This window comes from Vibrio cholerae ATCC 14035 (assembly GCF_000621645.1).
Taxonomy (GTDB): Bacteria; Pseudomonadota; Gammaproteobacteria; order Enterobacterales; family Vibrionaceae; genus Vibrio; species Vibrio cholerae.
Genome location: NZ_JHXR01000002.1, coordinates 235,183 through 260,252, shown reverse-complemented (window position 1 = coordinate 260,252; position 25,070 = coordinate 235,183). Strand labels below are relative to the sequence as shown.

The 25,070-nt window shown below is 47.1% G+C and carries 20 protein-coding genes and 1 pseudogene; 10 read left to right on the top strand and 11 right to left on the bottom strand.

Annotated elements, in window-relative coordinates; translation table 11 throughout:
- Positions 1–36: 36 nt before the first annotated feature.
- Positions 37–1,986 carry a PTS mannitol transporter subunit IICBA gene (locus T411_RS0103115; protein WP_000625706.1) on the bottom strand — a complete coding sequence of 650 codons (1,950 nt, stop codon included), beginning with the start codon at positions 1,984–1,986 and terminating at the stop codon, positions 37–39.
- A 582-nt stretch (positions 1,987–2,568) separates the two neighbouring features.
- Between T411_RS0103115 and T411_RS0103105 the strand changes: the two genes are divergently transcribed.
- Together T411_RS0103105 and T411_RS01000000118985 are read left to right on the top strand one after the other, a co-directional pair.
- A complete protein-coding gene (locus tag T411_RS0103105; RefSeq protein WP_000664562.1) occupies positions 2,569–3,510 on the top strand; it encodes a M23 family metallopeptidase in 942 nt (313 codons plus the stop codon).
- A complete protein-coding gene (locus T411_RS01000000118985) occupies positions 3,420–3,821 on the top strand; it encodes a bactofilin family protein (protein ID WP_001882826.1) in 402 nt (133 codons plus the stop codon). Before T411_RS0103105 ends, T411_RS01000000118985 begins: the two co-directional genes overlap by 91 nt.
- Before the next feature lie 58 nt (positions 3,822–3,879).
- On the opposite strand, the gene T411_RS0103095 is transcribed toward T411_RS01000000118985, so the two are convergent.
- The 5 genes from T411_RS0103095 to T411_RS0103075 all read right to left on the bottom strand — a co-directional run bounded on the left by T411_RS0103095 (position 3,880) and on the right by T411_RS0103075 (position 8,975).
- The gene (locus tag T411_RS0103095) at positions 3,880–5,583 is read right to left on the bottom strand and encodes a phospho-sugar mutase (protein ID WP_001088340.1); all 1,704 of its coding nucleotides are present in this window, start codon (positions 5,581–5,583) and stop codon (positions 3,880–3,882) included.
- A gap of 112 nt (positions 5,584–5,695) precedes the next feature.
- Positions 5,696–6,592, bottom strand: a complete 897-nt coding sequence (locus tag T411_RS0103090) for an amino acid ABC transporter permease (RefSeq protein ID WP_001067242.1) — start codon at positions 6,590–6,592, stop codon at positions 5,696–5,698.
- On the bottom strand, positions 6,593–7,429 hold the full coding sequence (locus T411_RS0103085) for a transporter substrate-binding domain-containing protein (RefSeq protein ID WP_001175798.1): 837 nt from the start codon (positions 7,427–7,429) through the stop codon (positions 6,593–6,595). It abuts the gene before it with no gap.
- A 35-nt stretch (positions 7,430–7,464) separates the two neighbouring features.
- Positions 7,465–8,262 (bottom strand): amino acid ABC transporter permease, encoded by a 798-nt coding sequence (locus T411_RS0103080; RefSeq protein WP_000595720.1) that lies wholly within the window; start codon positions 8,260–8,262, stop codon positions 7,465–7,467.
- Positions 8,262–8,975: an amino acid ABC transporter ATP-binding protein gene (locus T411_RS0103075; protein ID WP_001918017.1), complete on the bottom strand. Its 714-nt coding sequence runs from the start codon at positions 8,973–8,975 to the stop codon at positions 8,262–8,264. Before T411_RS0103075 ends, T411_RS0103080 begins: the two co-directional genes overlap by 1 nt.
- Before the next feature lie 307 nt (positions 8,976–9,282).
- Between T411_RS0103075 and aroG the strand changes: the two genes are divergently transcribed.
- Positions 9,283–10,335 (top strand): 3-deoxy-7-phosphoheptulonate synthase AroG, encoded by a 1,053-nt coding sequence (gene aroG / locus T411_RS0103070; RefSeq protein ID WP_000487857.1) that lies wholly within the window; start codon positions 9,283–9,285, stop codon positions 10,333–10,335.
- Between the two features lie 93 nt (positions 10,336–10,428).
- On the opposite strand, the gene T411_RS0103065 is transcribed toward aroG, so the two are convergent.
- Positions 10,429–10,677 (bottom strand): DUF3297 family protein, encoded by a 249-nt coding sequence (locus T411_RS0103065; protein WP_001066591.1) that lies wholly within the window; start codon positions 10,675–10,677, stop codon positions 10,429–10,431.
- A gap of 203 nt (positions 10,678–10,880) precedes the next feature.
- Here T411_RS0103065 and T411_RS0103060 point away from each other — a divergent pair, with 203 nt between their 5' ends.
- The 3 genes and pseudogenes from T411_RS0103060 to T411_RS0103050 all read left to right on the top strand — a co-directional run bounded on the left by T411_RS0103060 (position 10,881) and on the right by T411_RS0103050 (position 14,920).
- Complete coding sequence (locus T411_RS0103060; protein WP_000524461.1) at positions 10,881–12,860, top strand: HAMP domain-containing methyl-accepting chemotaxis protein; 1,980 nt, start codon at positions 10,881–10,883, stop codon at positions 12,858–12,860.
- A gap of 59 nt (positions 12,861–12,919) precedes the next feature.
- Positions 12,920–14,137: pseudogene (locus T411_RS0103055) on the top strand (ABC transporter substrate-binding protein); the annotation flags it as partial.
- Between the two features lie 429 nt (positions 14,138–14,566).
- Positions 14,567–14,920 carry a hypothetical protein gene (locus tag T411_RS0103050; protein ID WP_001893521.1) on the top strand — a complete coding sequence of 118 codons (354 nt, stop codon included), beginning with the start codon at positions 14,567–14,569 and terminating at the stop codon, positions 14,918–14,920.
- A gap of 114 nt (positions 14,921–15,034) precedes the next feature.
- On the opposite strand, the gene T411_RS0103045 is transcribed toward T411_RS0103050, so the two are convergent.
- The 3 genes from T411_RS0103045 to glgX all read right to left on the bottom strand — a co-directional run bounded on the left by T411_RS0103045 (position 15,035) and on the right by glgX (position 19,483).
- Entirely contained in the window at positions 15,035–16,666 is a 1,632-nt protein-coding gene (locus T411_RS0103045; protein WP_000863753.1) for a methyl-accepting chemotaxis protein, read from the bottom strand.
- Positions 16,667–17,126: 460 nt separating this feature from the next.
- Positions 17,127–17,378 carry a DUF2999 family protein gene (locus T411_RS0103040; protein ID WP_001068179.1) on the bottom strand — a complete coding sequence of 84 codons (252 nt, stop codon included), beginning with the start codon at positions 17,376–17,378 and terminating at the stop codon, positions 17,127–17,129.
- Positions 17,379–17,512: 134 nt separating this feature from the next.
- Complete coding sequence (glgX, locus tag T411_RS0103035; RefSeq protein WP_000783456.1) at positions 17,513–19,483, bottom strand: glycogen debranching protein GlgX; 1,971 nt, start codon at positions 19,481–19,483, stop codon at positions 17,513–17,515.
- Positions 19,484–19,914: 431 nt separating this feature from the next.
- Between glgX and lamB the strand changes: the two genes are divergently transcribed.
- From lamB to T411_RS0103020, 3 genes are all read left to right on the top strand, one after another.
- On the top strand, positions 19,915–21,153 hold the full coding sequence (gene lamB, locus T411_RS0103030) for a maltoporin LamB (RefSeq protein WP_000757932.1): 1,239 nt from the start codon (positions 19,915–19,917) through the stop codon (positions 21,151–21,153).
- Between the two features lie 204 nt (positions 21,154–21,357).
- A complete protein-coding gene (locus T411_RS0103025; protein ID WP_000244228.1) occupies positions 21,358–22,194 on the top strand; it encodes a MalM family protein in 837 nt (278 codons plus the stop codon).
- A gap of 152 nt (positions 22,195–22,346) precedes the next feature.
- Complete coding sequence (locus T411_RS0103020; RefSeq protein ID WP_001021273.1) at positions 22,347–23,504, top strand: tetratricopeptide repeat protein; 1,158 nt, start codon at positions 22,347–22,349, stop codon at positions 23,502–23,504.
- Between the two features lie 130 nt (positions 23,505–23,634).
- Here T411_RS0103020 and nagB read toward each other — a convergent pair whose 3' ends face one another.
- On the bottom strand, positions 23,635–24,435 hold the full coding sequence (gene nagB, locus T411_RS0103015) for a glucosamine-6-phosphate deaminase (protein ID WP_001237050.1): 801 nt from the start codon (positions 24,433–24,435) through the stop codon (positions 23,635–23,637).
- A gap of 364 nt (positions 24,436–24,799) precedes the next feature.
- Between nagB and T411_RS0103010 the strand changes: the two genes are divergently transcribed.
- Positions 24,800–25,051 carry a DUF3081 domain-containing protein gene (locus T411_RS0103010; RefSeq protein ID WP_000787144.1) on the top strand — a complete coding sequence of 84 codons (252 nt, stop codon included), beginning with the start codon at positions 24,800–24,802 and terminating at the stop codon, positions 25,049–25,051.
- Positions 25,052–25,070: the final 19 nt, after the last annotated feature.

The window sequence follows — 25,070 nt, the reverse complement described above, 5'->3', positions numbered from 1 at the left end:
CGTTGCTGACCTCGTTTTGCCTCAGGAGCAAAAACGTTATGCCGCTTGGCTGGTGGCCAAAATGCTCAATACATCACTCACATCCTTGGTGGAGGTGAGTTTATCGATAGCATTTGGGTCATCGAGGGCATTGGTAATGGTGGTAATGACTTGAATATGTTCATCATTCTTGGCAGCGATACCAATCACGAGTTTGGCGACATCGCCGCTGTCTTCACTAAAAGCGACGCCTTGTGGGTATTGGCAAATCACAATGCCGGTTTTAATCACGCGATCTTTGGCATCCACAGTACCGTGCGGTACGGCAATGGACTCACCAAGGTAGGTTGAAACCAGCTTTTCACGCTCGAACATGGCATCGACGTACTCTGGGTGGACGTAACCCAGTTCAACTAGTTTATTACCCGCGAAGCGAATCGCCTCCTCTTTATTTTTGGCGTTCAGGCCAAGGTGAATGTTCTCCTTTTGCAGTTGGAATACGCTTGGCTGCTGTACTTCATAGCGGTCATCGTTAGCGGCCAAAATCGAAGGCTTGATCAGCTGACTATCATTGGCCGCTTGGCGCTTTGCGGCCAGAAGTTGAGTCACTAACTGGTTGTACAACGCGCTATCTAGGAAATTATTGAGTGAAATATGCTCGGCATTCGGCGCGTGTTGACGTGCACGGTCCGTCAAATCTTGGTGGGTGATCACCATATCCACATGAGCAGGGAGTGAGTTGATGGCCATATTCGTTACCGTAACGGGCAAACCGACTTCCTGAATTTTTTTACGTAGCATGCTGGCACCCATGGCACTAGAGCCCATACCCGCATCACAAGCGACAATAATGCTTTGTACATTCGCCATGTCGATTTTTTTGCTTTGGGTCGCCGTCGGTGCCGCTTGACCTTTTGAACCCGCTTTCATCTCTTGCATTATCGAGGTGGCTTTCACCAACGCGTCTTTATCGCCATCTTGCTCGGTTGAAGTTTGTGCTTTCATCAGTAGCGCTGCGACGGTAAAAGAAACCGCTGCCGCTGCAAAGATGGAACACACTACACCTAAGATTGAGCCCTTATTAGTCATCAGCAGTACCGCGAAAATAGAGCCCGGAGATGCTGGAGATACCAGACCAGCATTAAATACGGTGAGCGTAAACACACCGGTCATACCGCCCGCAATCGCCGCCAAAATCAGGCGTGGATTCATTAGGATGTAAGGGAAATAGATTTCGTGAATACCACCAAAGAAGTGAATGATGGTCGCGCCACCCGCGGTTTGGCGAGCTGTCCCCTTACCAAACACCATGTACGCCAGCAAAATACCAAGGCCAGGACCTGGGTTGGCCTCAATTAAGAAGAAAATAGATTGACCTGTTTCACTGGCTTGCTGAATGCCCAGCGGTGAGAAAATACCGTGGTTAATCGCGTTGTTGAGGAACAAAATTTTGGCTGGCTCAACAAAAATGGACGTCAGAGGGAGTAGGTGAGCGGTCACGAGGAAGTTAACTCCAGCCGCTAATGCGCCTGACAGCACTTTCACAAATGGGCCGATCAGGAAGAAAGCGATGATGGCACATAGCATACCGATAATGCCGGCAGAAAAATTGTTGACCAACATTTCAAAGCCACTGCGCACTTTACCATCGATTTTTTTATCGAACGCCTTAATTGCCCAGCCACCCATAGGACCGACGATCATCGCGCCCATGAACATGGGAATGTCGGTACCGACAATCACGCCCATCGTGGTGATGGCACCCACTACCGCACCGCGCTCGCCACCTGCCAGTTTACCGCCGGTATAACCGATCAACAGTGGCAATAAGTAGGTAATCATAGGCCCAACCAAAGAGGCTAACGTCTCATTGGGTACCCAGCCTGTTGGAATAAAAAGCGCAGTAATAAAGCCCCACGCAATAAAAGCGCCAATATTCGGCATAACCATGTTTGATAAGAAACGGCCAAAATTTTGTATCTTGACCTTGGCGTCTGATGATATCATCGCGTCCCCCGTTGGATGTTCCGTTTGAATTTAATCGTAGTAACGGTTCGGCAAAAACCGTTGATTGCTTAGTACACAATCACTCTACCACACAAATTTCGAATGGAATCACCAACGGGTTTTTTGTGACTTACGTCGCTAAAATTTGTACTTATTCACAGGTTTATGGTGATCTATTTCAACTTTTTTCACGCGTCCTTTTGGTAAATTATTATTTTTTATTTTGTCAATAATTTTTAAGTTGATGTAAATCTCGTTTTTGTTATTTTTTACACGGGCCATAGTGTGACCTGTGTCATGTTTCGGTGTTATTTTTAATTTTAAATTAAAAATAATTGATATTTATCACTCTTTTTGATTTCTTGGTGATCGGCATTATCCATCTCCCCTTCCATTTTTATTCGATTTGTAATTAAGCTACAGAAATGGTTTTTTTACCTATGAACGTACACTATACGTAAGTAGGAAGACCTACACATAGTACAGATGAAGGTTGTTTTTAACTTAAATGACTTTCATACAAATAGACATGGATAATGTCATACGCACAACTTTGCGATCCAGATGAAGAAATGAATTGGTATGAAAGAAAGAATGATTGTTTCTGTTTCCTCTATCCGTGGAACTCAGCATTTTTATTTAGGAAAAGTATTTCGCTTCGCTCTCAAAAGTATGGGGTACATCATATTAGTGGGGGGGGGTACTACTATTGGCGTAATTTTTTATCTAAAAAACCAAGTTGATTTTGCCAAACTCAAACAGAAAGAGCTGGAAAGTCAGTCAGTGTTTTTACTGGAAGAGGTTTCTTCACTTAGTGAGCTAAAAGAAAACCTTGAAAGTGATTTAGCGGTACACGAAGAGAGGAGCCAGATAGTATCTGAGCGCCTCGGTGATTTAGAGAAAGTGCTTGGTGTAAATGAAACCGATTCAGAACTGGAATCTCGTTTAGATTATGCAGCACTTACTTCCTCACTACGAATATTAATGTTGGCACAAATTCCAAGTGGTTCTCCGGTACTGGGGGCGCGCACTTCTTCCGGCTACGGTAAGCGTATACATCCAGTAACGGGTCAACTAAAAATACACCGAGGGCAAGATTTTGCGGTCAATATAGGTACCCCCATTTATGCTACTGCAGATGGCGTGGTAGAAGTAACTCGTATAAGCAAAACTGGATCAGGTAATTTTATTCGCTTGTTACATGCGTATGGATTCAGTAGTTCGTATTCACATTTACATAAATTTGTTGTGAAAAATGGTGATTTTGTGAAAAAAGGTGACTTATTGGCTTACTCTGGCAATAGTGGGTTGTCGTCAGGCCCTCATTTACATTATGAGATTCGTTTTATTGGTAGGCCATTAGATCCGAGGCCTTTTGTCGATTGGGAAATCAATAATTTTGAAACTATATTTACTAAAGTAAGAGGAATAAGATGGGAATATTTAGTAAACAACGCCGAGCAAAGAGTCAGCTCTCAGCTACAACTCTCATCGCAAAAGGAAGCCATTTTTCCGGAGAGTTAAAGGTAGAAAACTGCATTCAAGTTGATGGTTTAGTTGAAGGTAAATTACATGTCGATAAGACTCTTGTTGTCAGTGAAAGTGGCACGATACATGGAGAAGTGTTTGCCGAACATCTAATCATTAATGGCTTCTTTGAAGGAACCGCCCACGCAGAAAAAATACAGATTTTCAGCAAGGGTTGTGTTAACGGCACTTTGTGTAGTGATGATTTGAGTATCGAGCCAGGCGGTCGTTTTACAGGTGATATAAACTCTTTACATCAGCATCAAGTGGTTGAATTTCCAGAGACCAAAGTTGCCATTGAAAATTAAGTAAACAAAGAGAGATAAATCTCTCTTTGTTTACTTAGTGCATATATCTATTGGGAGATTACAAGCTGGTTTGATGCTCTGCAATCAGCAGCGACATCTGCTCATCGGCCCGCTCTTGCGCGCTCACAAAATCTTCCCCAGCCGCAAACGGCGTCACTACCTCGTAGTAGCACTTGAGCTTAGGTTCAGTACCCGATGGGCGCACAATCACGCGAGCGCCACCGTCCAGATGGTAAATGAGCACATCACTGGTTGGCAGGGTAATCGTTTCGGTTTTGTCATCGGCAAAGGTGCGGCGTGCCAGTTTAAAATCTTCCACGATGAGCACTTTACGTCCTGCAATGTCCTTTGGTGGCGTGGCACGCAATTTATCACCCACCGGTGGCGAGTTCGGATCCAGCGCAATGCTGCGCTGCGCATTCACGTGCAGGCCATGCTGGCGATACAGGGCTTCAAGCTGATCCCATACCGTTTTGCCTTGCGCATTCAGCTCTGCCGCCAGTTGAGCAAACGCAACCAGAGCAGACAAGCCATCCTTATCCCACACTGTGCTACCAATGGTGTATCCCAAGGCTTCTTCATAAGCGAACAGGAATTGGTGCTGCTCGGTTTGCTCTTGCATCGCCACGTTGGTCAACCATTTGAAACCAGTGAGGGTTTGGTAATAACGCGCGCCATGAGCTGCGGCGATTTTGCTGAGCAAGCTGGAAGAGACGATAGTGTTGCCGACCAGTTGACGATGAGCATCGGTTTGCGAGAGCAGATAGTGACCAAACAGTGAGCCGACTTGATCGCCGGTCAGCATTTGATATTCGCCATCGGCTTTACGCGCGGCAACCGCAAAGCGATCCGCATCGGGATCATTCGCACAAGCAAGCTGAGCGCCGACTTTTTTGGCCAGTGCCATCACCATATCCATCCCGCCCGCTTCTTCAGGGTTCGGGAAGTTGACGGTTGGGAATGTGCCATCCGGCTCGCGCTGTTCCTTCACGCTGCTGACGTGAGTAAAACCGACATCGGCGAGTAAGGTTTCTGCCATATTGGCACCCACGCCATGCATCGCGGTGTAAGCCAAGCTTAGCGCTTGCGGCTTAGTGTGATGCTGCAAGAGTGGGCTTGCACCAATCGTTTTACGGTAAGTTTGGTAATACTCATCACGCAGCCAATGCAGCAGGCCTTGTTGCTCAGCCTGTTCAAGGGCGAGGTAAGGGATCGCTTGCTGCGCCGCTTGGTCAATACAAGCCGCAATACCTGCATCATGCGGCGGAATAATTTGCGCGCCGTTTTCCCAATACACTTTAAATCCGTTGTATTCCGGCGGGTTGTGGCTTGCGGTTACTACAACTGCGGCGGCCGCATTGAAATGGCGTACGCCGAAAGCCACGATAGGGGTCGCCGCGACTTGGTAGGTCAAATAGGTTTTGATGCCGAGTGAAGTCAGCACGCTTGCGGTATCGTGAGCAAACTGCTTTGAATCTGGGCGGCCATCGTAACCAATCACTACGCCGCGGCTTTTGGCATCGGGTAATTGAGCAATCAAGTAATGCCCCAGACCCGCCGCCGTTTCTTGGATCACTAAACGGTTCATTCGGTTAGGGCCACAGCCGACTTTGCCACGCAAACCCGCAGTACCAAATTCAAGGCGTGATTGAAAGCGCTCGGCAATCTGCGCGTCTTGCTGAGTATCGATCAACTGTTGCAGTTCTTGACGAGTCTTAGGATCCGGATCTCTGGCCAACCAGTGTGTGACTTGTGAATTCATGGGGTCACCTTTGTCTATTGAGGTTTTGAAGTTTCAGTCTAATTGATATTTATTCTCAAAAATATCGAAGCAATCGCTAAACTGGCTTTGCTTCGATACCGTCTTTCATCGTTCAACGGCTTAAATGGCGTAAGCTGCGCTTCTCTACTTGCTTAAACAGCATAGACAGCGTGAGGCAAAGCACCAGATAGGCTGCGCCGACAATCAGCCAAATCTCAAAAATTAGTCCAGATGAGTTGGCGATTTCGCTGCCGACAAAGGTCAGTTCTTGAATCGAAATCAGCGAGATGATCGACGTGTCTTTGATGAGGGATATTGTCTGCCCAGCCAGCGCTGGGGTAATGGCGGTCAGCACTTGTGGGGCAATCACATAGCGGTATTTGCCCCACGTTGGCAAGCCAAGCGAATCCGCGGCCTCCCATTGTCCCTGTGGGATGTTGGCGAGCCCCGCTCGTACGATTTCAGCAATATAAGCAGAAGAGAGCAACCCGATACACAACACGCCGGACAACAAGTTTTCCCACAAGCGGGCAGGGCCAAACAGCCAAGTGATCAGCGGGTGAACTTCCGCTGTGTGGTAGCGCAGTAACTCATCCAAACCCAGTAGCGGGATGAGTTGATTGGAGATGAAAAAATAGAAGATAAACACAAACACCAGTGGTGGAATATTGCGTACTAGCTGTACAAATGCGTTAGCGGGTAAACGCACAAACCACGCCTTTTGGCTGCGCGCGATGCCGATCAGTGACCCTAACACTAAAGCCAGTACCATGCCCCACAAGCTTAAACGTAACGTTGCGCCTAAGCCTTGTAAGAAGTAGGGCAAGCTGCCATCGGCACGCGGCGTGAAAATTAGCGTCCACGCTTCACGCCAATGCCACTGATAGTGAATGCCTACTTCCGAACGGTAATAGAGCCAGCCGATGAGGCTGGCGATTGCGAGCAGTAATCCGCCATCCAGCAAAGTAAAACGATAGCCCGAGGAGGATTTTGCGCCATAGTTATTCATTTACTGACCTGAGGCGATCTGATCCTGCCAATCTAAAGTGGAGAACCAGTATTCGTAACGCGCTTGCAGCCAGCCATCAGCAGTGCGGTCCGCAATCCATTGATCAAAAAAGGCTTTCTTATCTTCTTCCCCTAAACGCACTGCAAACGCTTCATTGCCTTTACTTAAACGCTCACTGAAAGGAAGGAACAGCGAATCACTGTGTTTGATGCTTTCATGCTCGGGTTTTGGGCTTGAAGCAATCACCGCATGCGCGTTGCCGTTGATTACTTCTTGGAAAGCTTGGGCATCGTCATCAAATTGCAGCACGCTGGCTTTCGGGAAGGTTTCACGCGCCACTTGCACGGTAAAAGCACCTCGGCGAGCCGCGATTTTTACGTTGCGCTTATTAAAGTCTTCGAGCTGAGTAAAACCTTCCGCGAGCTTTTTATTGGCAGCGAGTTGCACACCAGAGTGTGAGTAGGGTGCAGTAAACAGCACACTTTTTGAACGCTCAGGCGTGACCGACATTCCGCCAATGATCACATCAAATTTTTTGGCCAGCAGAGCGGGAATAATGCCATCCCATGCGGTCGGCACAAATTCCACTTGCCAACCTGAGTCGGCGGCTAAGCGTTTAGCGACATCAATCTCAAAGCCAATCAGCTCACCCTGCTTATCGCGCATTGCCCAAGGCACAAAGGTCGACATACCCACGCGCAGCGTGCCACGCTCTTTAATCGCATCAAGATTGGGTGTGTCGCTCGCCACTGCTGGCAAAGTGAAAGCCAGACCCAACAAGCCCGTAAGTAAGGTTTTAACGCTGAATCGACCTAAACGTTGTCCGAATAATTGCATAAGAGTTCCCTTTTTATTTCGCGCATTTTTTCGCGTTATGGTGAGCGCCACTGCGCGCCCAGTTTATGTTCTAGCCAAGCTGATAACGCTGATAGAGTCAGGGTTAACAACAGATAGATCGCCGCGACGCTGAACCAGATCTCAAACGGCATCGCGGTTTCCGAGACGATATTTCGTCCCTGAGTGGTGAGATCAAAAATCGCCATCACACTGACAATAGACGAGTTTTTAATCAGCGACACCATCTCATTGGTCAGTGGAGGTAATGTACGTTGCAGAAGTTGCGGTAGGATCACATCGTAAAAGGTAAAAAAGCGCGATAAGCCTAGCGAGCGTGCCGCTTCATACTGGCCTTGCGGAATGCTGTTTAACCCGCCGCGAAATACCTCTGCGGTATACGCTCCTTGAAACAGAGCGAGGGCAAGCACCGCGGTGGCAAAGCGGTCGAGCCCAATGACGGGGCCAAACACAAAGTAGAGGAGGTAAATTTGCACCAAAAGCGGCGTGTTGCGAACTACCGCGATGTATCCGGTGCCTAAAGCTCGCCCGACCAGTGAACGTGACTGACGCAGCAAAGCGGTGGTTAAACCCAAAGCCAAAGTGAAAATCAAACTGATCCCAGTGAGCTGCAATGTGACCAACAGGCCGTGCAGTAAATCACCTGCCCACCATTCGCCGTCTTCAAAAATCAACACATACTCAGGCACGCGATGCCACTGCCATGTATAGCCCATCGCCTCTGCGCCGGAATCGAGTAGCCAGACCAATCCGGCAAACACTAACATCATTTGCAGGGCGGCAAACAGCAGAGGGCGGAAAAAGCGTTTTATCATCAATGGCTCAGGATCTGATTGAGAAATTGTTGGGTACGTGGATGCGTTGGGTTTTGGAACAACTGTTCGGGTGAACCCACTTCGAGAATTTCCCCTTCATCCATGAACATCACGCGGTGCGCGACTTTACGCGCAAAGCCCATTTCATGAGTCACGCACATCATGGTAATGCCATCTTGCGCGAGGTCGACCATCACTTCGAGTACCTCGTTAATGGTTTCAGGATCGAGCGCGGACGTAGGTTCATCAAACAGCAAAATCTCCGGTTGCATGCACAGGGAGCGAGCAATCGCTACCCGTTGTTGCTGGCCGCCAGAGAGTTGAATCGGGTACTTATGTGTTTGATCGGTGATCTTCACCCGTTGCAGAAAATGATAAGCACGCTCCTTGGCTTCTTGCGCAGAGAGCTTGAGCGTGCGGATGGGCGCGAGGGTGAGATTTTCCAATACGGTTAGATGTGGAAACAGGTTGAAATGCTGAAACACCATGCCGATCTTACCGCTGCGTCGCGTGCGTTCATCCAATTCGGGTAAAACGATAATTTCACCGCTATCAATACTTTCTAAGCCATTTACGGTGCGGATTAGGGTTGATTTTCCGGAGCCGGAAGGACCACAAATCACCACAATCTCTCCTTTATTGACCGTAAGAGAAATCGATTTGAGCGCTTGAAATTGACCGTACCATTTGCTGACTTGGTGAAACTCTATCACTTTCATCTTGTTATCTTTGTGATTCTTATTGCCCTACCTTAGCAACATAAAACTCACAATGCATTAATTGATTCGGTTTTACTGAGCCGTTTTTTGAGTGGCTAAGGCTTACTCAATAGGGTGTAATTTATTATTTACATCTTGTTTTTCCTGTAAAGAAAAGTGGAATCTTGCCTTTATTTAAAAATAGTGCTTGCGATATTTTTCAAGTGCCGATAAGTTACCCGAAGAAACGACAGGTGCAGTGATTACCAAGGCTGGAGCCGTTGACTGGCAAGGTAACCAGAAAGTAAAGGAAGAAGTAACGATGTTTCAAACTGATGATGTAAAAATTAAGAAGATTAAAGAGCTACTGCCACCAGTCGCGGTGTTAGAGAAATTCCCAGCGACCGAAACGGCGTCGTCCACGACGTTTCAAGCGCGCGAAGCGATTCATAACATGCTGCAAGATAAAGACGATCGCTTGTTGGTGGTGATTGGTCCATGCTCTATTCATGACCCGAAAGCAGCGATTGAATATGGTCAGCGCCTAAAAGCACTGCGTGATGAGCTCAGTGGTCAGTTAGAAATCGTGATGCGCGTATATTTTGAGAAGCCACGTACCACAGTGGGTTGGAAAGGTCTGATCAACGATCCGTATCTCAATGACACTTATGAGATCAATGATGGCCTACGCATGGGGCGTAAATTGCTGCTGGATCTGACCGACATGGGGATGCCGACCGCGAGTGAGTTTCTCGACATGATCACGCCGCAGTACGTGGCGGATTTGATCAGTTGGGGCGCGATCGGAGCACGCACCACTGAATCACAAGTGCATCGTGAATTGGCTTCGGGGTTGTCTTGCCCTGTAGGTTTCAAAAACGGTACCGATGGCAACATTAAAATCGCGTCTGATGCGATTCGCTCTGCTGGTGCCTCTCACCACTTCTTGTCTGTTACCAAGTTTGGTCATTCGGCGATTGTCGAAACCGCAGGTAACCCAGATTGCCACATTATTCTGCGTGGCGGTAAAGAACCCAACTACAGCGCGGCGCACGTGAGCAATATCAAGCAAGAGCTGGAAGTGGCTGGCTTACCACAGAAAGTGATGATCGATTTCAGTCACGCGAACAGCTCTAAGCAGTTCAAACGTCAAATGGTAGTGGCGGAAGATGTTGCGGCGCAGATTGCGCAAGGCGAGCATGCTATCTTCGGGGTGATGATTGAATCGCATCTCGTTGAGGGACGTCAGGATCTGACCCCAGGTTGTAATCTGACTTACGGTCAATCCATCACGGATGCGTGTATTGGCTGGGAAGACACCGAAACAGTACTTCGCCAACTGGCTGCTGCGATTGAAGCGCGTCGTCAGCGATAAGCGAACGAAAATAAAAAACCGCCTTTCTATTTCTAGAGGCGGTTTTTTTACGACTCAAGCAATAAAAATATGCCTTTGTACGAAAGTGAATACTTACACGTAATAAGCTTCAACCGTGCCTTTCAATTGGATCAGCATAGGGTTGCCGTAGCGATCTTTCGCTTTTGGTGATGGAATTTTAATCCAGCCTTCGCTGATGCAGTACTCTTCTACATCGGTACGCTCTTTACCGTTAAAACGGATACCGATTTGGTGCTCAAAGCACTCTTTGATAAAGAATGGGCTGCGTGAATTACCAGATAAGCGATCGGGTAGGGTGGGTTTTGCTGTAGTGTTGTTCATTGTATGTGACCTGACTCGATAAAAGTGCGCCATTGTAGACAGAGCGTGCGTAGGGTTCAAGTAGGCCAATATCCCATACCAAGCCTTCCTAATTTAAACAACCGCGAAAAGCGCGTGTCACAAATCGTGATGTCCAACTCGCGGCTTTTATTTAATCTGTCTATGTTTAACGTATCTTTTCATTGAATCATGAGGATAGGTTCATGGGTTTATCTATCGTGCAGCGCATTATCGCTGGCTTCGTATTGATGCTCCTGTTGTTAATCCTATTAGGTGTCATTAGTACTTTGAAAATCCGCGGTATTAACGATGGGTTATCAGAAGTGTCAGATCGAGCCACACCTTTAGTGATGGCGGTTGCGGGTCTTAAGGAAGCGTTACAAGAGAGCAACCGTTGGGTGCTGGAATTTCGCACTAGTGAAGAGGCTGGTGAGCTCCCCCAACTGTCGAACAAGTTCAAAGATCAGCAAGCACGCTTTCGACAATTGAGTCAGCAAATGAACGCATTGACGGATTCAACCGAGAGCCAAAAGCAGTTCCAAGATGTGTTACAGGCCACCAATCAGTTTTATAGCCAAGCGGATCAAGTACTGACTCAACATAGTGAATGGGTGAATGCGCTGGCGCAGCGTCGCAAATTAGAAATTGCCTTTATTCGCTTAGAGGATACCTATCAATGGGCCGCCGATTTGTTATTACAACAGAGCTCGGGTCAACGTTCGATGCGTAACAAAGCTGAGCTGATCACGTCTGGAATTGCCCGCGATTTAAAAAATATTCGCCGAGCGGATGCCAAGACAGATTTAAATGAACTGGAAAAAGTTCTGAGTAAAGACATCGAAATGGCGAGAAAACGACTCGATCGTGTATTGGTTCCTGACGATGTAAAAGCGCGCTACATCGCAAACCTCAACCGCCTACAAGAGCTCGCTTTGGGCCAAAATGGTTTGCTGGCAACCATGCGTAAAGCGCAGCAGTTGGAAAATGCTCTGCTCATTCAAAACCAACAGGTCGATGCCAGTCTTGCCAGTAGCTTAGCGAAACTGGATGACATGGCGAAATATGCCGGCTCAATTGCTCAGCAAAGTCGTATGCTGGCGGATGCTGCGGTGAGCAGTGCGAATTTCTGGATTATGGCGGTCTCGGCGATTTCTGCTGCTGTTGCGTTAGTGATTGGTTACACCACGGCGCGCAGTATTCAAAAGCCGTTGCAAAAAATTAATCACGAGCTGGCTTATATGGCTCGAGGCGATATGACACGGCGCATTAACTACCCAACTCGTTGCGAGTTTGGGGCGCTTTCTCGTTCAATTGACATTCTGGCGGACAAAACCGGTGAGCTGCTGTCACAAATCAACGCCGGTTCACGCCATCTGGTGAATGAAGCAAGCCGCTCAGCGGAGATCAGTGAACGCGCTATGGCGCGGGTGCAAGAACAAAAGAGCCAAACCGACCAAGTGGCAGCGGCCATTACAGAGCTTGAAGTCAGTGCCACCGAAGTAGCGCGTTCAACCGATGGTGCGAAAGACGAGGTGGATCGCGCGGATGCAGAAGCAAAACAAGGGCGTCAAAAGGTCGCCACGACACGTCGTATTACCGAGCAGTTAGCGAGTGATATGGAATCGGCCGTGGGCATTACCCATAAACTGGGCGAGTTTAGTAATAACATTGGCAGTATTTTGGATGTGATCCGCGGTATCGCCGAGCAAACCAATTTGTTGGCACTCAATGCGGCGATTGAAGCCGCGCGTGCCGGAGATGCCGGACGCGGTTTTGCGGTGGTGGCGGATGAAGTTCGTGCTTTGGCTACGCGCACTCAAACCTCGACCGAAGAGATCCAACATATGATTGAGAACTTGCAGGAGTCGAGTAAGCAAGTGGTCGAAGTGATGGGGCGCAGCCAAGAGCAAACTCGTGCTTGTGTTGAGCAGACAAGGGAAATGGATTCTGCGCTGCAATCGATCGCTGATCGTATGGGAGCGATTAAAGAGATGGCCGATCAAGTTGCCCATGCGGCGCAAGAGCAAATCGTAGTCAGTCAAAGTGTTGCGCACCATGTAACTGGGATTGCAGAAGTTGCCCATGAAACGGAGCGTGAAGCGCGTGAATCCGCCAACAGCAGTGAAGTGTTGGCTGATCTTGCAGCTAAGCAGCAACAACTCATTGCACACTTTAAGGTCTAGGAGGGCTTATGACGAACAAGTGGATTGGAGCTCTAGGTCTCCTACTATCGGGTCAGTTGATGGCCAGCGAATTGGTGATTGAAAGTTGGCGCGCCGATGATAAGGCGCTGTGGGAGCAAAAAATCATCCCCGCTTTTGAAGCTGCGAATCCTGGCATCAAAGTGAAATTTAACCCAGTGCCGAATGTGAACTATACGCCAACGTTGTGGGAAAACTTAAAAGCTGGAAAAGCGGGAGATTTGATCACTTGCCGCCCGTTTGATGATTCTTTGGCACTTTTCAAAGCCGGGCACTTGGCAGAAATCACCGAAATGGCTGGGATGGAAAATTTCCCGAGCTTTGCCCAAGCGCCTTGGCAAACCGATTCTGGGGCACAAACCTTCTGTGTCCCTATGGCTTCAGTGATACATGGTTTTTTCTATAATAAGAAAATTTTCAATGAGTTAGGGTTGAGTGTGCCGCAAACCCGTGAACAGTTTTTTACCGTTCTCGATAAAGTGAAAGCGGATGGACGTTATATCCCCTTATCGATGAGTGGTTCTGAAAGCTGGGTCGCATCTGAATTGGGCTATCAAAATATCGGCCCCAATTATTGGAAAGGGGAAGATGGTCGTTTGGCTTTGATTAATGGCCAAGAGCATTTGGACGATTCACAGTACGTGAAGGTGTTTGAAGAGCTAGCGCGTTGGCGAGCCTATTTAGGTGAGGACGGTGAGCTGAGGGATTATGGCACCAGTAATGAGCTCTTTACCTCGGGTAAAGCCGCGCTTTATGTGGCGGGTTCGTGGGAAATTGCACCATTTACCGATAAAGTCGATTTTGGCGTTATGCGCCCTCCTGTCGCAAAGCAAGGGGATGGCTGTTTCTTTACTGACCACACTGACATCGGTATGGGGATGAACCCGGCCAGCAAAAATCCGCAAGCAGCGATGGCCTTTTTACAATGGTTAACCACACCAGAGTTTGCTGAGTTGTATACCAATTCGCTACCGGGGTTTTTCTCGTTGTCTAACCACTTCTTTGACGTCACCAATCCTGCGGCGCGTGAAATGATGGAGTGGCGCGATCAATGTGACTCAACCATTCGGGTCGCAACGCAAATTCTTTCGCGTGGTCAACCTAAGTTAGGTGATGAGCTTGCCGAAGTGAGCCAAGCGGTATTGGTTGGCAAAATGACACCAACCGCTGCGGCAGAGCGCCTAGAGCAAGGTTTAAAACGCTGGTACGCTCCCCATCAAACTCGTAAAGCGAAAGAACAAGAGTGTCAATGTGTTGAGCCCATATCTCCGACGACGCGCCTAAATACACTTCCTGTTGTTGATATTGCTCCTGTCGTTGCAAGCGATCCTGTACCCCCAACGGAGGCCACAATATTGTCGGAATAAGTTATCGACTCAATGTGTTCAAACCATATGGCATTGCAGGTAGGTAAAACTACGACAGCTTAAAGTGGAGAGCCTAGTTAGAAATCAAGCGGCAACCGTTATGCCGCTTGATTTATTTCTCGCCCGATATGTTTTGAAACACGACAGGGAAGGGGCGGGAATAGTGGGCAGATGTTTTGTTTAGCTAAACGGCAATTCACTATTTTTTGACAGCGTTCTGGAAGCGTTCGGGTTACTCTCAGCACAAAATTGTGATGGAGAAATGGAATGGTGTGGAGAAAACGCACAGCAGTTTTACTGGGTATGGTGTCCTTGAACGCAATGGGAGCACCGATTTGTGAGGTGACAATAAATCAACTGCAGGATGTGGATCGGGGCTACCAAGTCTTTGAACATGACGGCAGTAAGACCATATCACCAAACCCACCATTGCGCTGCGCCGAAATTTCCTTGACGCTATCTCAACATCAGCAAAAAGTGGCCGTTTGGCTCACTAAACGGCTTAAAGCGACATTAATTAATGGGCGAGAAGTTGAAGCAACTCAACTTTCATTTAGAAAAGAGGATCTCAAGGCAGGATACGTTAGCTTTGACGCTCACCAAGCTAAATCCGCCTATGTTTGCTTTGACGAGGATGCGGCAGCGATAAGAACTATTGAATGTGATTGGAACTGAATCTGGATTGATGTGCTGTGAGAGTGGCTTGAATCATAAGTTCGGCATTCCACTTAGAGATAAAAAAGGGCGATGAATATCATCGCCCTATCAAATACCTATTCGTTCGAACTATTACAAACGAAAGCGCTGTACCGTATCTTGCAACTGGCTCGCTAGCTGGCTGAGTTCTGCGCAAGATTGAGCAGCGCTAGAGGAGCCCTGTGCGACTTGCTTGGCTGACTCGTTGATTCGCTCAATGTTACGGCTGAGTTCTTCACTCACCGAATCTTGCTCACCACAGGCGCTGGCAATTTGAATTGTCATATCGGCAATTTGGCTACTTTGGTGACGAATTTGCTCAATCGCTTGCTGTGTTTCTTGGCTTTGCTCTACACAGTGGTTGATCAACTCACGACTGTTGTTGGTGGTTTCGCGTGCTTTTTGTGCGCAGGCTTGCAAGTTTTGAATGATCTCAACGATATCGCCAGTGGACTGCTGGGTTTTACCTGCCAGCGAACGTACTTCGTCGGCGACTACCGCAAAGCCACGGCCTTGTTCGCCAGCGCGCGCGGCTTCAATCGCTGCGTTCAGTGCGAGTAGGTTCGTCTGTTCCGCGATGTTACTGATCACATCAACCACCATGTTGATTTGTTGCGCTTGGCTTTCTAGCTCCAGCACACGCTGTTCTGTGCGGCCGATCTCTTGATTCACATGTTGAATCGAGTCATTGACGGCGCGCATTTGTTGTGAACCCACGTTGGCGTGTTGGCTGCTGTCGCGTGATGCATCTGAAGCGACTTCAGTATTACGAGCGACTTCTGCTACGGTCGATTTCATCTCGGCCATGGCTGTTGCAATTTGCATCACTTCTTCTTGCTGGATCTGCATGCCTTGTGATGTTTGCTCGGACACCGCGCTCACTTCATCCACCGCATGCGCCAGTTGAGTCGCGCTAGTAATGATCTCTTCGACCATCAGGCGCAGGTTATTTTGCATTTTGCTGCAGGCATCTGCCAGTTCACCTAATTCGTCGTGACCGATGGTTTTGCGATCTAAGCGGTGCGCTAAGTTACCTTCGGCAATCGCATTCGCTTGAGTGACGACTTGCATCAGTGGACTGCAGATAAGATTGGTGAGCAGCCACGTCACCGCACTCATAAAGGCGAGGAGGGCAACAATGCTTGCGACAGAAAATTCGCTAATGTTATCAATAAGCTCGGTCAGCTCACTGCGGTTATTATCCACATAAGAGAGGTTGAGTTTCAGCAGTTCGTCAATCGCTGTTTCCAACTTTTCAAACGTAGGTAGAGAGCGTTGCAGATCTTGCTGCGCTTTGATCATCTCTTTTTGTAGGATGTCGTTGTTAAATGAACCGAGCTGGCGTAAGTACTCGTTCCATAAGTTTTTCACTGGCATGAAGATGCTACGTTCGTGATCGGTCCAAATGCTGCGCTCATAGCGGCTCAGATCTTGGGCGATTTGTTGATAGTGATCGTTCATCCAGCGGATGTCTTCGGCGATTTCTGCTTCATCGGTTGAGGAAAGTAAGCTGATTTGCGCTCTACGCACGGAGGACATATTGTACTTGATACCGTTCACCAACATCATCGAAGGTAAGGTATCGTCAGTCAGATTGAGTACGTCGCTTTTAATGGTATGAAGGGAGTTATAAAGGTAGCCACCAAAAGCTAAGTTGATTAAGGCAATCACGCCAAACGCGACTGCGATTTTTTTGCCTCTCGCTAAATTTTTGAAGAAAGCCATAAAGAGTCTGTGACCTCGTGGTAAAGCGGGTTGGTCACGTCCATATGTTGAATGCGCTGTCCAAGTTGCGGTTCACGAGCGAAGTTGCATAACGCTGGTGAAGAATTGCAGCGGAGTATAACACCGATTGCATTAATAAAACGAAATTATGTGCGATCTATCGCATTTTATGTCGGATTGTGAAGAGATTTTATGACGATAAGGTGTAAACACGGGTGAACAGACATTGAGCGCTATGAGAATTTTGGGCGTGAGTTGTGGTGAAAAAATGACACTAGGATCAGGCTATGTATGAACCGCTATTCATCATAGCCTTTTGCTATCCTCTTGCTAGTTGAAGCTGCAGCGGTGTTGGTTGCATTCGCTCATCCCAATCACAGAGTGTCTCTATACTTATGAGGATTCACTCATTCACCGTCTATCTGCAACTCCAAGTCGTTTGGGTATAAAAGGTAGTGGCCTATTGTTGGAGCTTGGCTTTCGCTGCTTCTACTTTTGCGAAGTCGAGTCCCAGCTCTTCAACGGCTTGTTTGATCAGCGCCGGATTTTGCATTACTTGCGCCAGTACCATTTGCATTTTGTCTTGAGGAAGACCGAGTTGCGCCAGCGTGGCCATGGCGGCAAGCGGGTTTTGGGTCAGAGTTTGAAACAACTCGTTGATCTGCTCGTTACTGATATTGTTTTCTTTCAGCATCGCTAGAATGGGGTTCATTCAATTTCCTCTGTTTTTCTATAGCTCTGTAACGCGAAAGCAACGAGAACGTTGCTTCTGTTGGTGTGAACGGCACGAGACGGTGCCGCTCTAAAGGTTGCCATTGTCGCAGCTTGCTGCTCTCTTCGCTACTTTTAAGCCGATTTTTTCTTTGGTTGATAGTGCAGAATCGACATTGAAACAGGCAGTTGCAACACTTCACCTTCAGCATGACCATGCTGAGCATGGCGCATATTGGTATCGCAAATCAAACGCCAATCCTGCTGCCTATCTTTAGGGAGCACAAAGCGCGCTGGCGCGTTGGTTTGATTAATCAAATACAACATTTCAGGGCCATCACTACCGATGCCGATATGCAAGGCGACCGAGGAGAGGCGATTCCAGTCATCCATTTCCATAGGTTTGCCATCCACCCTACGCCAAGCAATACGGTTATTGTTACGGTTTTCGCCACTAAATGCGCGAATAAAGGGCACCATGTAGGTTTGTCTTGCTGCTACCATACCGGCAAGCCATTCACGAAAATCTTGTTTGGTTTCGTTGTTTTCCCAGTTTAACCAGCTGATGTCGTTGTCTTGACAGTAAGCGTTATTGTTGCCTTTTTGAGTGTGTGAGAGCACATCGGCGGTGAGAATGTGTGGAATACCGAAAGCAAACAGCAGGCTAGCCATAAAGTTACGTTTCTGCCGCTCACGAGTCGCGCGGATCACGATACTGTCGGTGTCACCTTCAAAACCGTAGTTGTCTGAGCGGTTATCACCATGGCCATCGCGGTTTTGTTCGCCATTCGCTTCGTTGTGTTTGTGTTTATAAGACACTAAATCTTGCAGCGTAAACCCATCGTGATAGGTGATGTAGTTGACGGTCAGTTTGTAAGGCCAGTTAGCCGCGCTGTAGAGGTCGCGTGAACCCATGAGGCGTGTTGCAAACTCCTTCAAAAAGCCTAGGTCGCCACGCCAGAAGCTACGGGTAATATCGCGTAGTTTGTCGTTGGTTTCATTCCAACCAAAAGGAAAGTTACCCACTTGGTAGCCATTGGGGCCAATGTCCCAAGGTTCGGCAATCAGCTTTACTTCGCGCAGCACCGGATCTTGTGCAACGGCTTTGAAAAAGGCCGCTTCTTTGCTGAACTCATCACCACGTCGGCCGAGGGTGGCGGCTAAATCGAAACGAAAACCGTCAATCTGATATTCTGTTACCCAACAGCGAAGCGTGTCCATCACTAAATTCAGAGCCGCTTGGTTGGAGAGATCGACCGTGTTGCCACATCCCGTGTAGTTGGCGTAGTGATCGCCATGGTGCAGATAGTAGTTTGGATCAAGGGCTTTGAGGTTGAACACCGGTCCATTGGTTCCACCTTCTGCAGTGTGGTTATACACCACATCCAAAATGACTTGGATGCCGTTGCGATGCAGCTCACGGATGGTGGTTTTTAGTTCATTGACGGCGTCTTTACTTGCGTAACGTGGATCGGGGGCCATAAATACATAAGGGTTATAACCCCAATAATTGACCTTGCCACTTTCCAAGAGATGGGGCTCATGCATACAAGCTGCAATTGGGAGTAGCTGCAGAGTATTAATATTTTGCTGGCGATAAAAATCCAGCATAGGTTGGCTCACCAACCCTAAATATTTGCCACGTAGGGCTTTTTCTACATCCGGATTTAATTGGGTTAACCCTTTGACATGGGTTTCAAATAACACCATCTCATCTCGGGCGATACGCGGCTTAGCCACGTTTTGCCAATCAAAGTGGGTATCTGTGACTACACATTTTGGCAGATCAAAACTTTTATGGCTGTCAAATGGCGGAGCATAATGCAGCGGCCCTTCTAACGCTCGAGCGTAAGGGTCAGAAATATAATGCAATTCATCATTGAGCTGGATTAAATAACCGTATTTCTGCCCAGCATGAATGCCAGAAATATGCGTATGTTTGACCCCTGCATATTCATGTTCAAGCTGATGTGTTTCATAGCTACCGTCAGCATGAAAGAGAGCCAAGAGAATATCTCGATTGGCTGGAGCATAAATCGCAAAGTTACAACCCTCTGCATCGAGTGTTGCTCCTAATGGGAAAGGCGTTGACAGGTTCATTTTCATTTTTAATCGTTTTTTAGCGCACCACGTTATTAAGTAAAAGGCTTTGCTTGTCTTAGGTCAAGCGCGCGGTCACAAATATTTATCTGTAATTTTATTTCATATTAATGACGAGAATGGGGCTAAATAGTGATCCTCCATACACTTTGTATTGGTTTATTTAGAAAGTGGCTAACCTACTCCCCCTAAATAACGTGATCTAAGTTTTAAAAACAACATACTGTAATTTTTCTCATCCTTTCTCCTCCCCCCCAAATAAAAATGGGGTGGAGGAAGTGCCTTTTATCCTCCTCACGTAATCTCACCACAGTTGAAACAACTGGGGACTCGTTCCCGTCTTACCTCTCTTTTTATGCTGCCAACTTTCTGCCTTTGGGGGCTCGACAGAAAAGAGGGTCAAGAATCCAAAATAAAAACCCTAAATGGAGTTAACGATGAAAAAAGTAAGTGTAATTGCTGCCGCAGTGGCCGCGACGCTCGCAGCTGGTTCTGCTTTCGCTGTCGATTTCAATGGCTACTTCCGCGCTGGTACTGGAATTAGTGGTAACGGTAATGCTGACCAGGCTGTAAACAAAGCAGGAACAGGTCGTCTTGGTAACGAAAACGACAACTACTATGAGTTTGGGTTTGCTGAAGAACTGAAAACCGGTGAACAGACGTGGAAAGTCGAGTCAATGATTGCGCAAGGCAATAGCGGCGCAAATGGTTGGGAAGATGGCGATTTTAACGTAGCACAGTTCAACGTTCAGGCTAAAGGCTTACTTGCTTCTGACCAAGAAGCAGTAATGTGGGCGGGTAAACGCTACTACCAACGTAAAGACATTCACATTACTGACTTCTACTTCCTAAACACATCGGGCACTGGTGGTGGTATTGAAAACCTTTCTGTGGGTAATCAAAAACTCTCTGTTGCTTTGGTTCAAGATGGCGATAATACGAATTCTTCAGGTTACATCTTTGATGCTCGTCTAGCGAATATTGGTCTATGGGAAAACGCATCTCTTGAACTGGCAATGGCCTACAACTTTGCCACTGAGAAAGACAGTAAAAATGAAGTCGCTGATGATGGTGTTCTAGTTTCGGCTATTTTACATCAAGGCCTGAGCAATGGTTTTAACCAAACTGTATTCCAATATGGTACAGCGGGTTATGGCGCTCAAGCTGCTAATTTTTGGGGTGCTGGTTCTTACTATGCACGAGGAACCGAGGCATTTAATGATGCGTCAGGTTTCCGTTTATTAAACTGGGGTGTAATTAACCTAGGCGAAAATTGGGAAATGGGACATCAATTAGCTTACTTAGCAGGTAGTGATATTGGTGGTCAGTTTGGCGGTGATGGCGCTAATAAAAATACTTATACAGGTAAGAGCTTCGATATTGATCAATATTCTGTAGTAGTACGTCCAATGTATAAGTGGAATGACACCATGCGCACTGTGTTTGAAGCGGGATACAATGCTGGTGAGAAAATTTCTAACGGTGGTTTAGCTACGGAAGATTTTGGCAATGCTAAATTCACAGTAGCACAAGCTTGGGCTATGGGAGACAGCTTCTGGGCACGTCCTGAACTGCGTGTCTACGGTACTTATCTTCTAGATACTGAAAATGACAAAGCGTTTGGCGATGATGATACTGAGTTTGTAGTGGGTATCCAAGTTGAAGCTTGGTGGTAATTAACCCACTGACCTTTAACGTTTATTGTCCATAATTCAAATAGCCGATGCAGATCGGCTATTTTTTTCAAGGCTCATATCATATTCAATATGTGAAGCCATAAGACACCCTAGTTTGGGGGTAACGCACAAATTTGTGCGCTTATGGTTTCTTGCCAACAGGTTTGATGAGAGTCTTTAAAAAAATGATAAAAAGGAGTCGTTATGGTGCTTAGAGCTTTATTACTTGGGGGATGTATTGCATTAGCGGGTTGTCAGAGTACAGCTGTTGTTGAGCAAGTAAAGCCTAATACAGGGCAGGAGGTTCAGCAGATTGGGCAATTGCAAGCGACCAAGGTGAAATTACCTAGCACGACTAAGGTGGCGTTGACCAAGGAAACGCAGTATTTGCGCAATCAGGTGATTGCAAGCCCTGTCGCATTGTTTGAGATCCCCGCGGATCGTGGCCAAATGACATTGACGATCACCAGTGAGATTAGCGATTCGGTATTTTACCCGCATGTGATGATTGTCGATGCGCAAGGTCAAGTCGTGGAATCCTATGAAGAGGTGACTTTTGAGTACCGTAAACCGCGTTTGCATTTAGGTAATCGCTTAGTCGCAGAGTTGGATTTCTATCCACCGCAAGGTTACAAATCGTTGTTTGTTTTGGTTTACACCAAACAGCAAGACTTAAAAGGTGTCACGTATGTTGCGCATCCTGCGAGGATTGATGCTGAGGCACGGGGAAACTATCTGCCGGAAGTGAAAGATATTCCAGTACCTCACACCTTAACCGGAACGATTGAGCTGGATGTCTCTGGTCCTTCTTTCTTATCCTTTGTACGCAGTGAAGATCGCCAAACTACAACATCAACGGATGCTGCGAAAACTCAAATTCAGGTTCAACCAGATACGCAAACCTATTACTTCTCCTCCATAGAGCGAGCTGTGCAAGCGAATGATTTACCTAAGGCGCTGAGTCTATTAGATGAAGCGAAAGCACTGGGAATTGAAGGTGCGCAAGAAGTGTTTGTGAAAGCGGTTAATGCTCGCAAATAATGAAACCGACCGACGAAAATGGGTGGAGGATCTCCACCCATTTTTTATCGCACATAGTTTCTACGTTGGATGTAAAGTACAATTCAACCATCGTTTAGTTTTGCCAGCCTTCAAACTGCGCAGGCAAAGGCAGTGACCTAGTTAGAGAAACTATGAATATTATCGGAATTGCGATTGGCGCTACCGGGCTAACACTTATCCTGATTTTTGTCTGGATGATTGTGCTATCCGTCAGACGTAAGCGGTTAGAGGAAGAACGTAGAGCCAGAGAAGAGGCGTATCGCAAAGCGTTAGAGCGTAACCGAGAGCAAGAGCGCAAAGAAAGATTGTTTAAAGCCGAATCCGGACACATTCCAACCATTTTGTTTTTAGCCAAAGAGGCGGAACGCAACAGTTTAAAAGAAGCCTTGTTTTGGTATGAAAAAGCCGCCCATCTCGACAATATTCCCGCCATGTACGGCATTGTGCGGGTTTGTCAGCGGATCCGAGAAGATGTGATTGCGAAAGAGAAGGCCAAATTTTGGCAAACCTGTGTGCGTGGTGTTGAAGGCGATCTGGCTGCCAAATTTGAAACTGGCATGGCATGGCTATACGGTCGTGGGGTGGAAGTTAACGTTTCGCGTGGTATTGGGCTAATTCAAGAAGCGGCAGAAGCCAATTTCATTGATGCGATTTTGTTTATGGGCGGATGGTGCGTGTCGAAAGATAACATTGCTCCGACGCCTTCAGATTCGACGTTTTGGTATGAAAAGGCCGCTCGTATGGGCAGTGCCGAAGGCATGATGAGATTAGGGCAAAACTTGCTACATGGTATTGGTGGCGCCAGTGATTTTCCGATGGCGTGTTATTGGTTAGAGCGTGCCTCAGAAAAAGGGCACCCTGAAGCCATGTATCATGCCGGTGAAGCGTGGATTGACCGTGGTGCTCACGGTAAAGCAATTGCGTATATTTGGTTGTTCCTTTCGGCTTCTATGGGGTATGAGCCTGCGAAAAATCTGCGTGATTTGGTGGGGGGTAAGCTCGGAGTGGAATCGATTGTCGGTTTACAAGCCTTGGCCAAACCGTTGCAACGTAAATTAGCCACCAGTTCGGTGACTAAACATTCGATGATTCGTGCGCTGAATAAACTGTATAAACGCCAGATCCCGATTCCGACGAAAGATGTGGTGGATCCTCTCGCAGAGCAAGAAGCCGAGTCTTTAATTGATTTAATTGAACCTAATGCTCTCAATGACTTGCCTCATGTTGCCAGTGAGCGACTGGATTTCTCACAAGGCCCAATCGATAGCCTCCCGTTTGACAAAAGATAATGAGGAAAAGGCTCTACTTCTATCGAGGCTCTTCTTACTTGAAGTCGCAACTCGTAGTCGTTTGAGGAGAGATAGCAATAAAAACGCCCCGAATATCGGGGCGTTTTTATTAGCTTGATTGAGATTTATCTTAGAAGCCTACGATGTTTTTGGCTTCTAACTCAGTGAAATATTTAACGGTTTTCACTTTCAGCTCTTGGGTTGATGGCTCGTCACACACGATCACCGCTTTAGGGTGTAGTTGCAGTGCAGAGACAGTCCATAGGTGGTTTACACTCCCTTCAACCGCTGCTTGTAGTGCCAGTGCCTTGTTGTGGCCAGTGACTAGAATCATGATCTCTTGTGCATCCAGCAGAGTGCCGACACCGATAGTCAGTGCATACTTAGGCACTTGATTGATATCACCATCAAAGAAACGTGAGTTAGCGATACGAGTATCTTCCGTCAGGGTTTTGATACGAGTGCGTGAAGAGAGAGAAGACGCTGGTTCATTAAAGGCGATGTGGCCATCGTTACCTACACCACCCATGAACAGGTTGATCTTACCGTAAGATTTGATTTTGTCTTCGTAGCGCTTGCATTCTGCTTCGTGATCATCGGTATTACCGTTCAGCAGATTGATATTTTCTTCTTGGATATCAATATGATTGAAGAAGTTGTTGTACATGAATGAGCGGTAAGACTCAGGGTGGTCTGCGGCTAGGCCAACATACTCATCCATGTTGAAAGTGACGACGTGTTTGAAGCTCACTTCACCCGCTTTATGCATTTCAATCAGCGCTTTATAAGTCGCGAGTGGTGTGCCACCAGTAGGGAGTCCCAATACAAAAGGACGTTCAGCTGTTGGTTGAAACTCGTTGATACGCTTAACAATGTGTGCAGCCGCCCATTTACCAACTTGTGCTGCCGCTTTCAGTGGGATAAGTCTCATGTATTGCCCTTAGATTTGAATTTATGATGCCTTGCAATTCCCTTCCTACTGAGTGCCCTAGTGCAAACAAAGCAGAGTGGGTTTATGTTAATTTGCATTATAAAATAAGTAAAATTGAACTGCCATTGTTTTAGGTCAAAAAATTATAGTCTTGATAAAAGCGGCCAACCAATAGGCTTGAATCGGGTGGATGTTCGGCAATCTAGAGCCTTGTCCTATCAAGATAAGCTTCGTCCAATATAACGGGTCTCAAAAAATTTATGGCCAAAATTAAGTGTTTTTTTGCGCTGACGCAGATCATAAACTGGCAAGCTGGCGCCTAACTGCCAATACTGATTATGGGCACATGTCGAGGAAAAAGATCATGAAAAATGAACTGGAACCGAGCAAAGTCTTATCGGCGTATGAAACGGTAATGGAAAATGGCTCACCCACTGAATTTGGCAAGATCTATGAAGGGATTGAAGCGTATGCGGATTATGATGGCTACAACATCTTCATGCGTGGTAACGGTGTTGAGCTGAAGATTGGCTTCCACAATACCTACCATTTGGCCTATGAGCAGGAGCACTTACGTGACAGTTTCCTGAAAAAACTGAGCATATTGGCGAAATAATGCAGGATATTTTTTACCT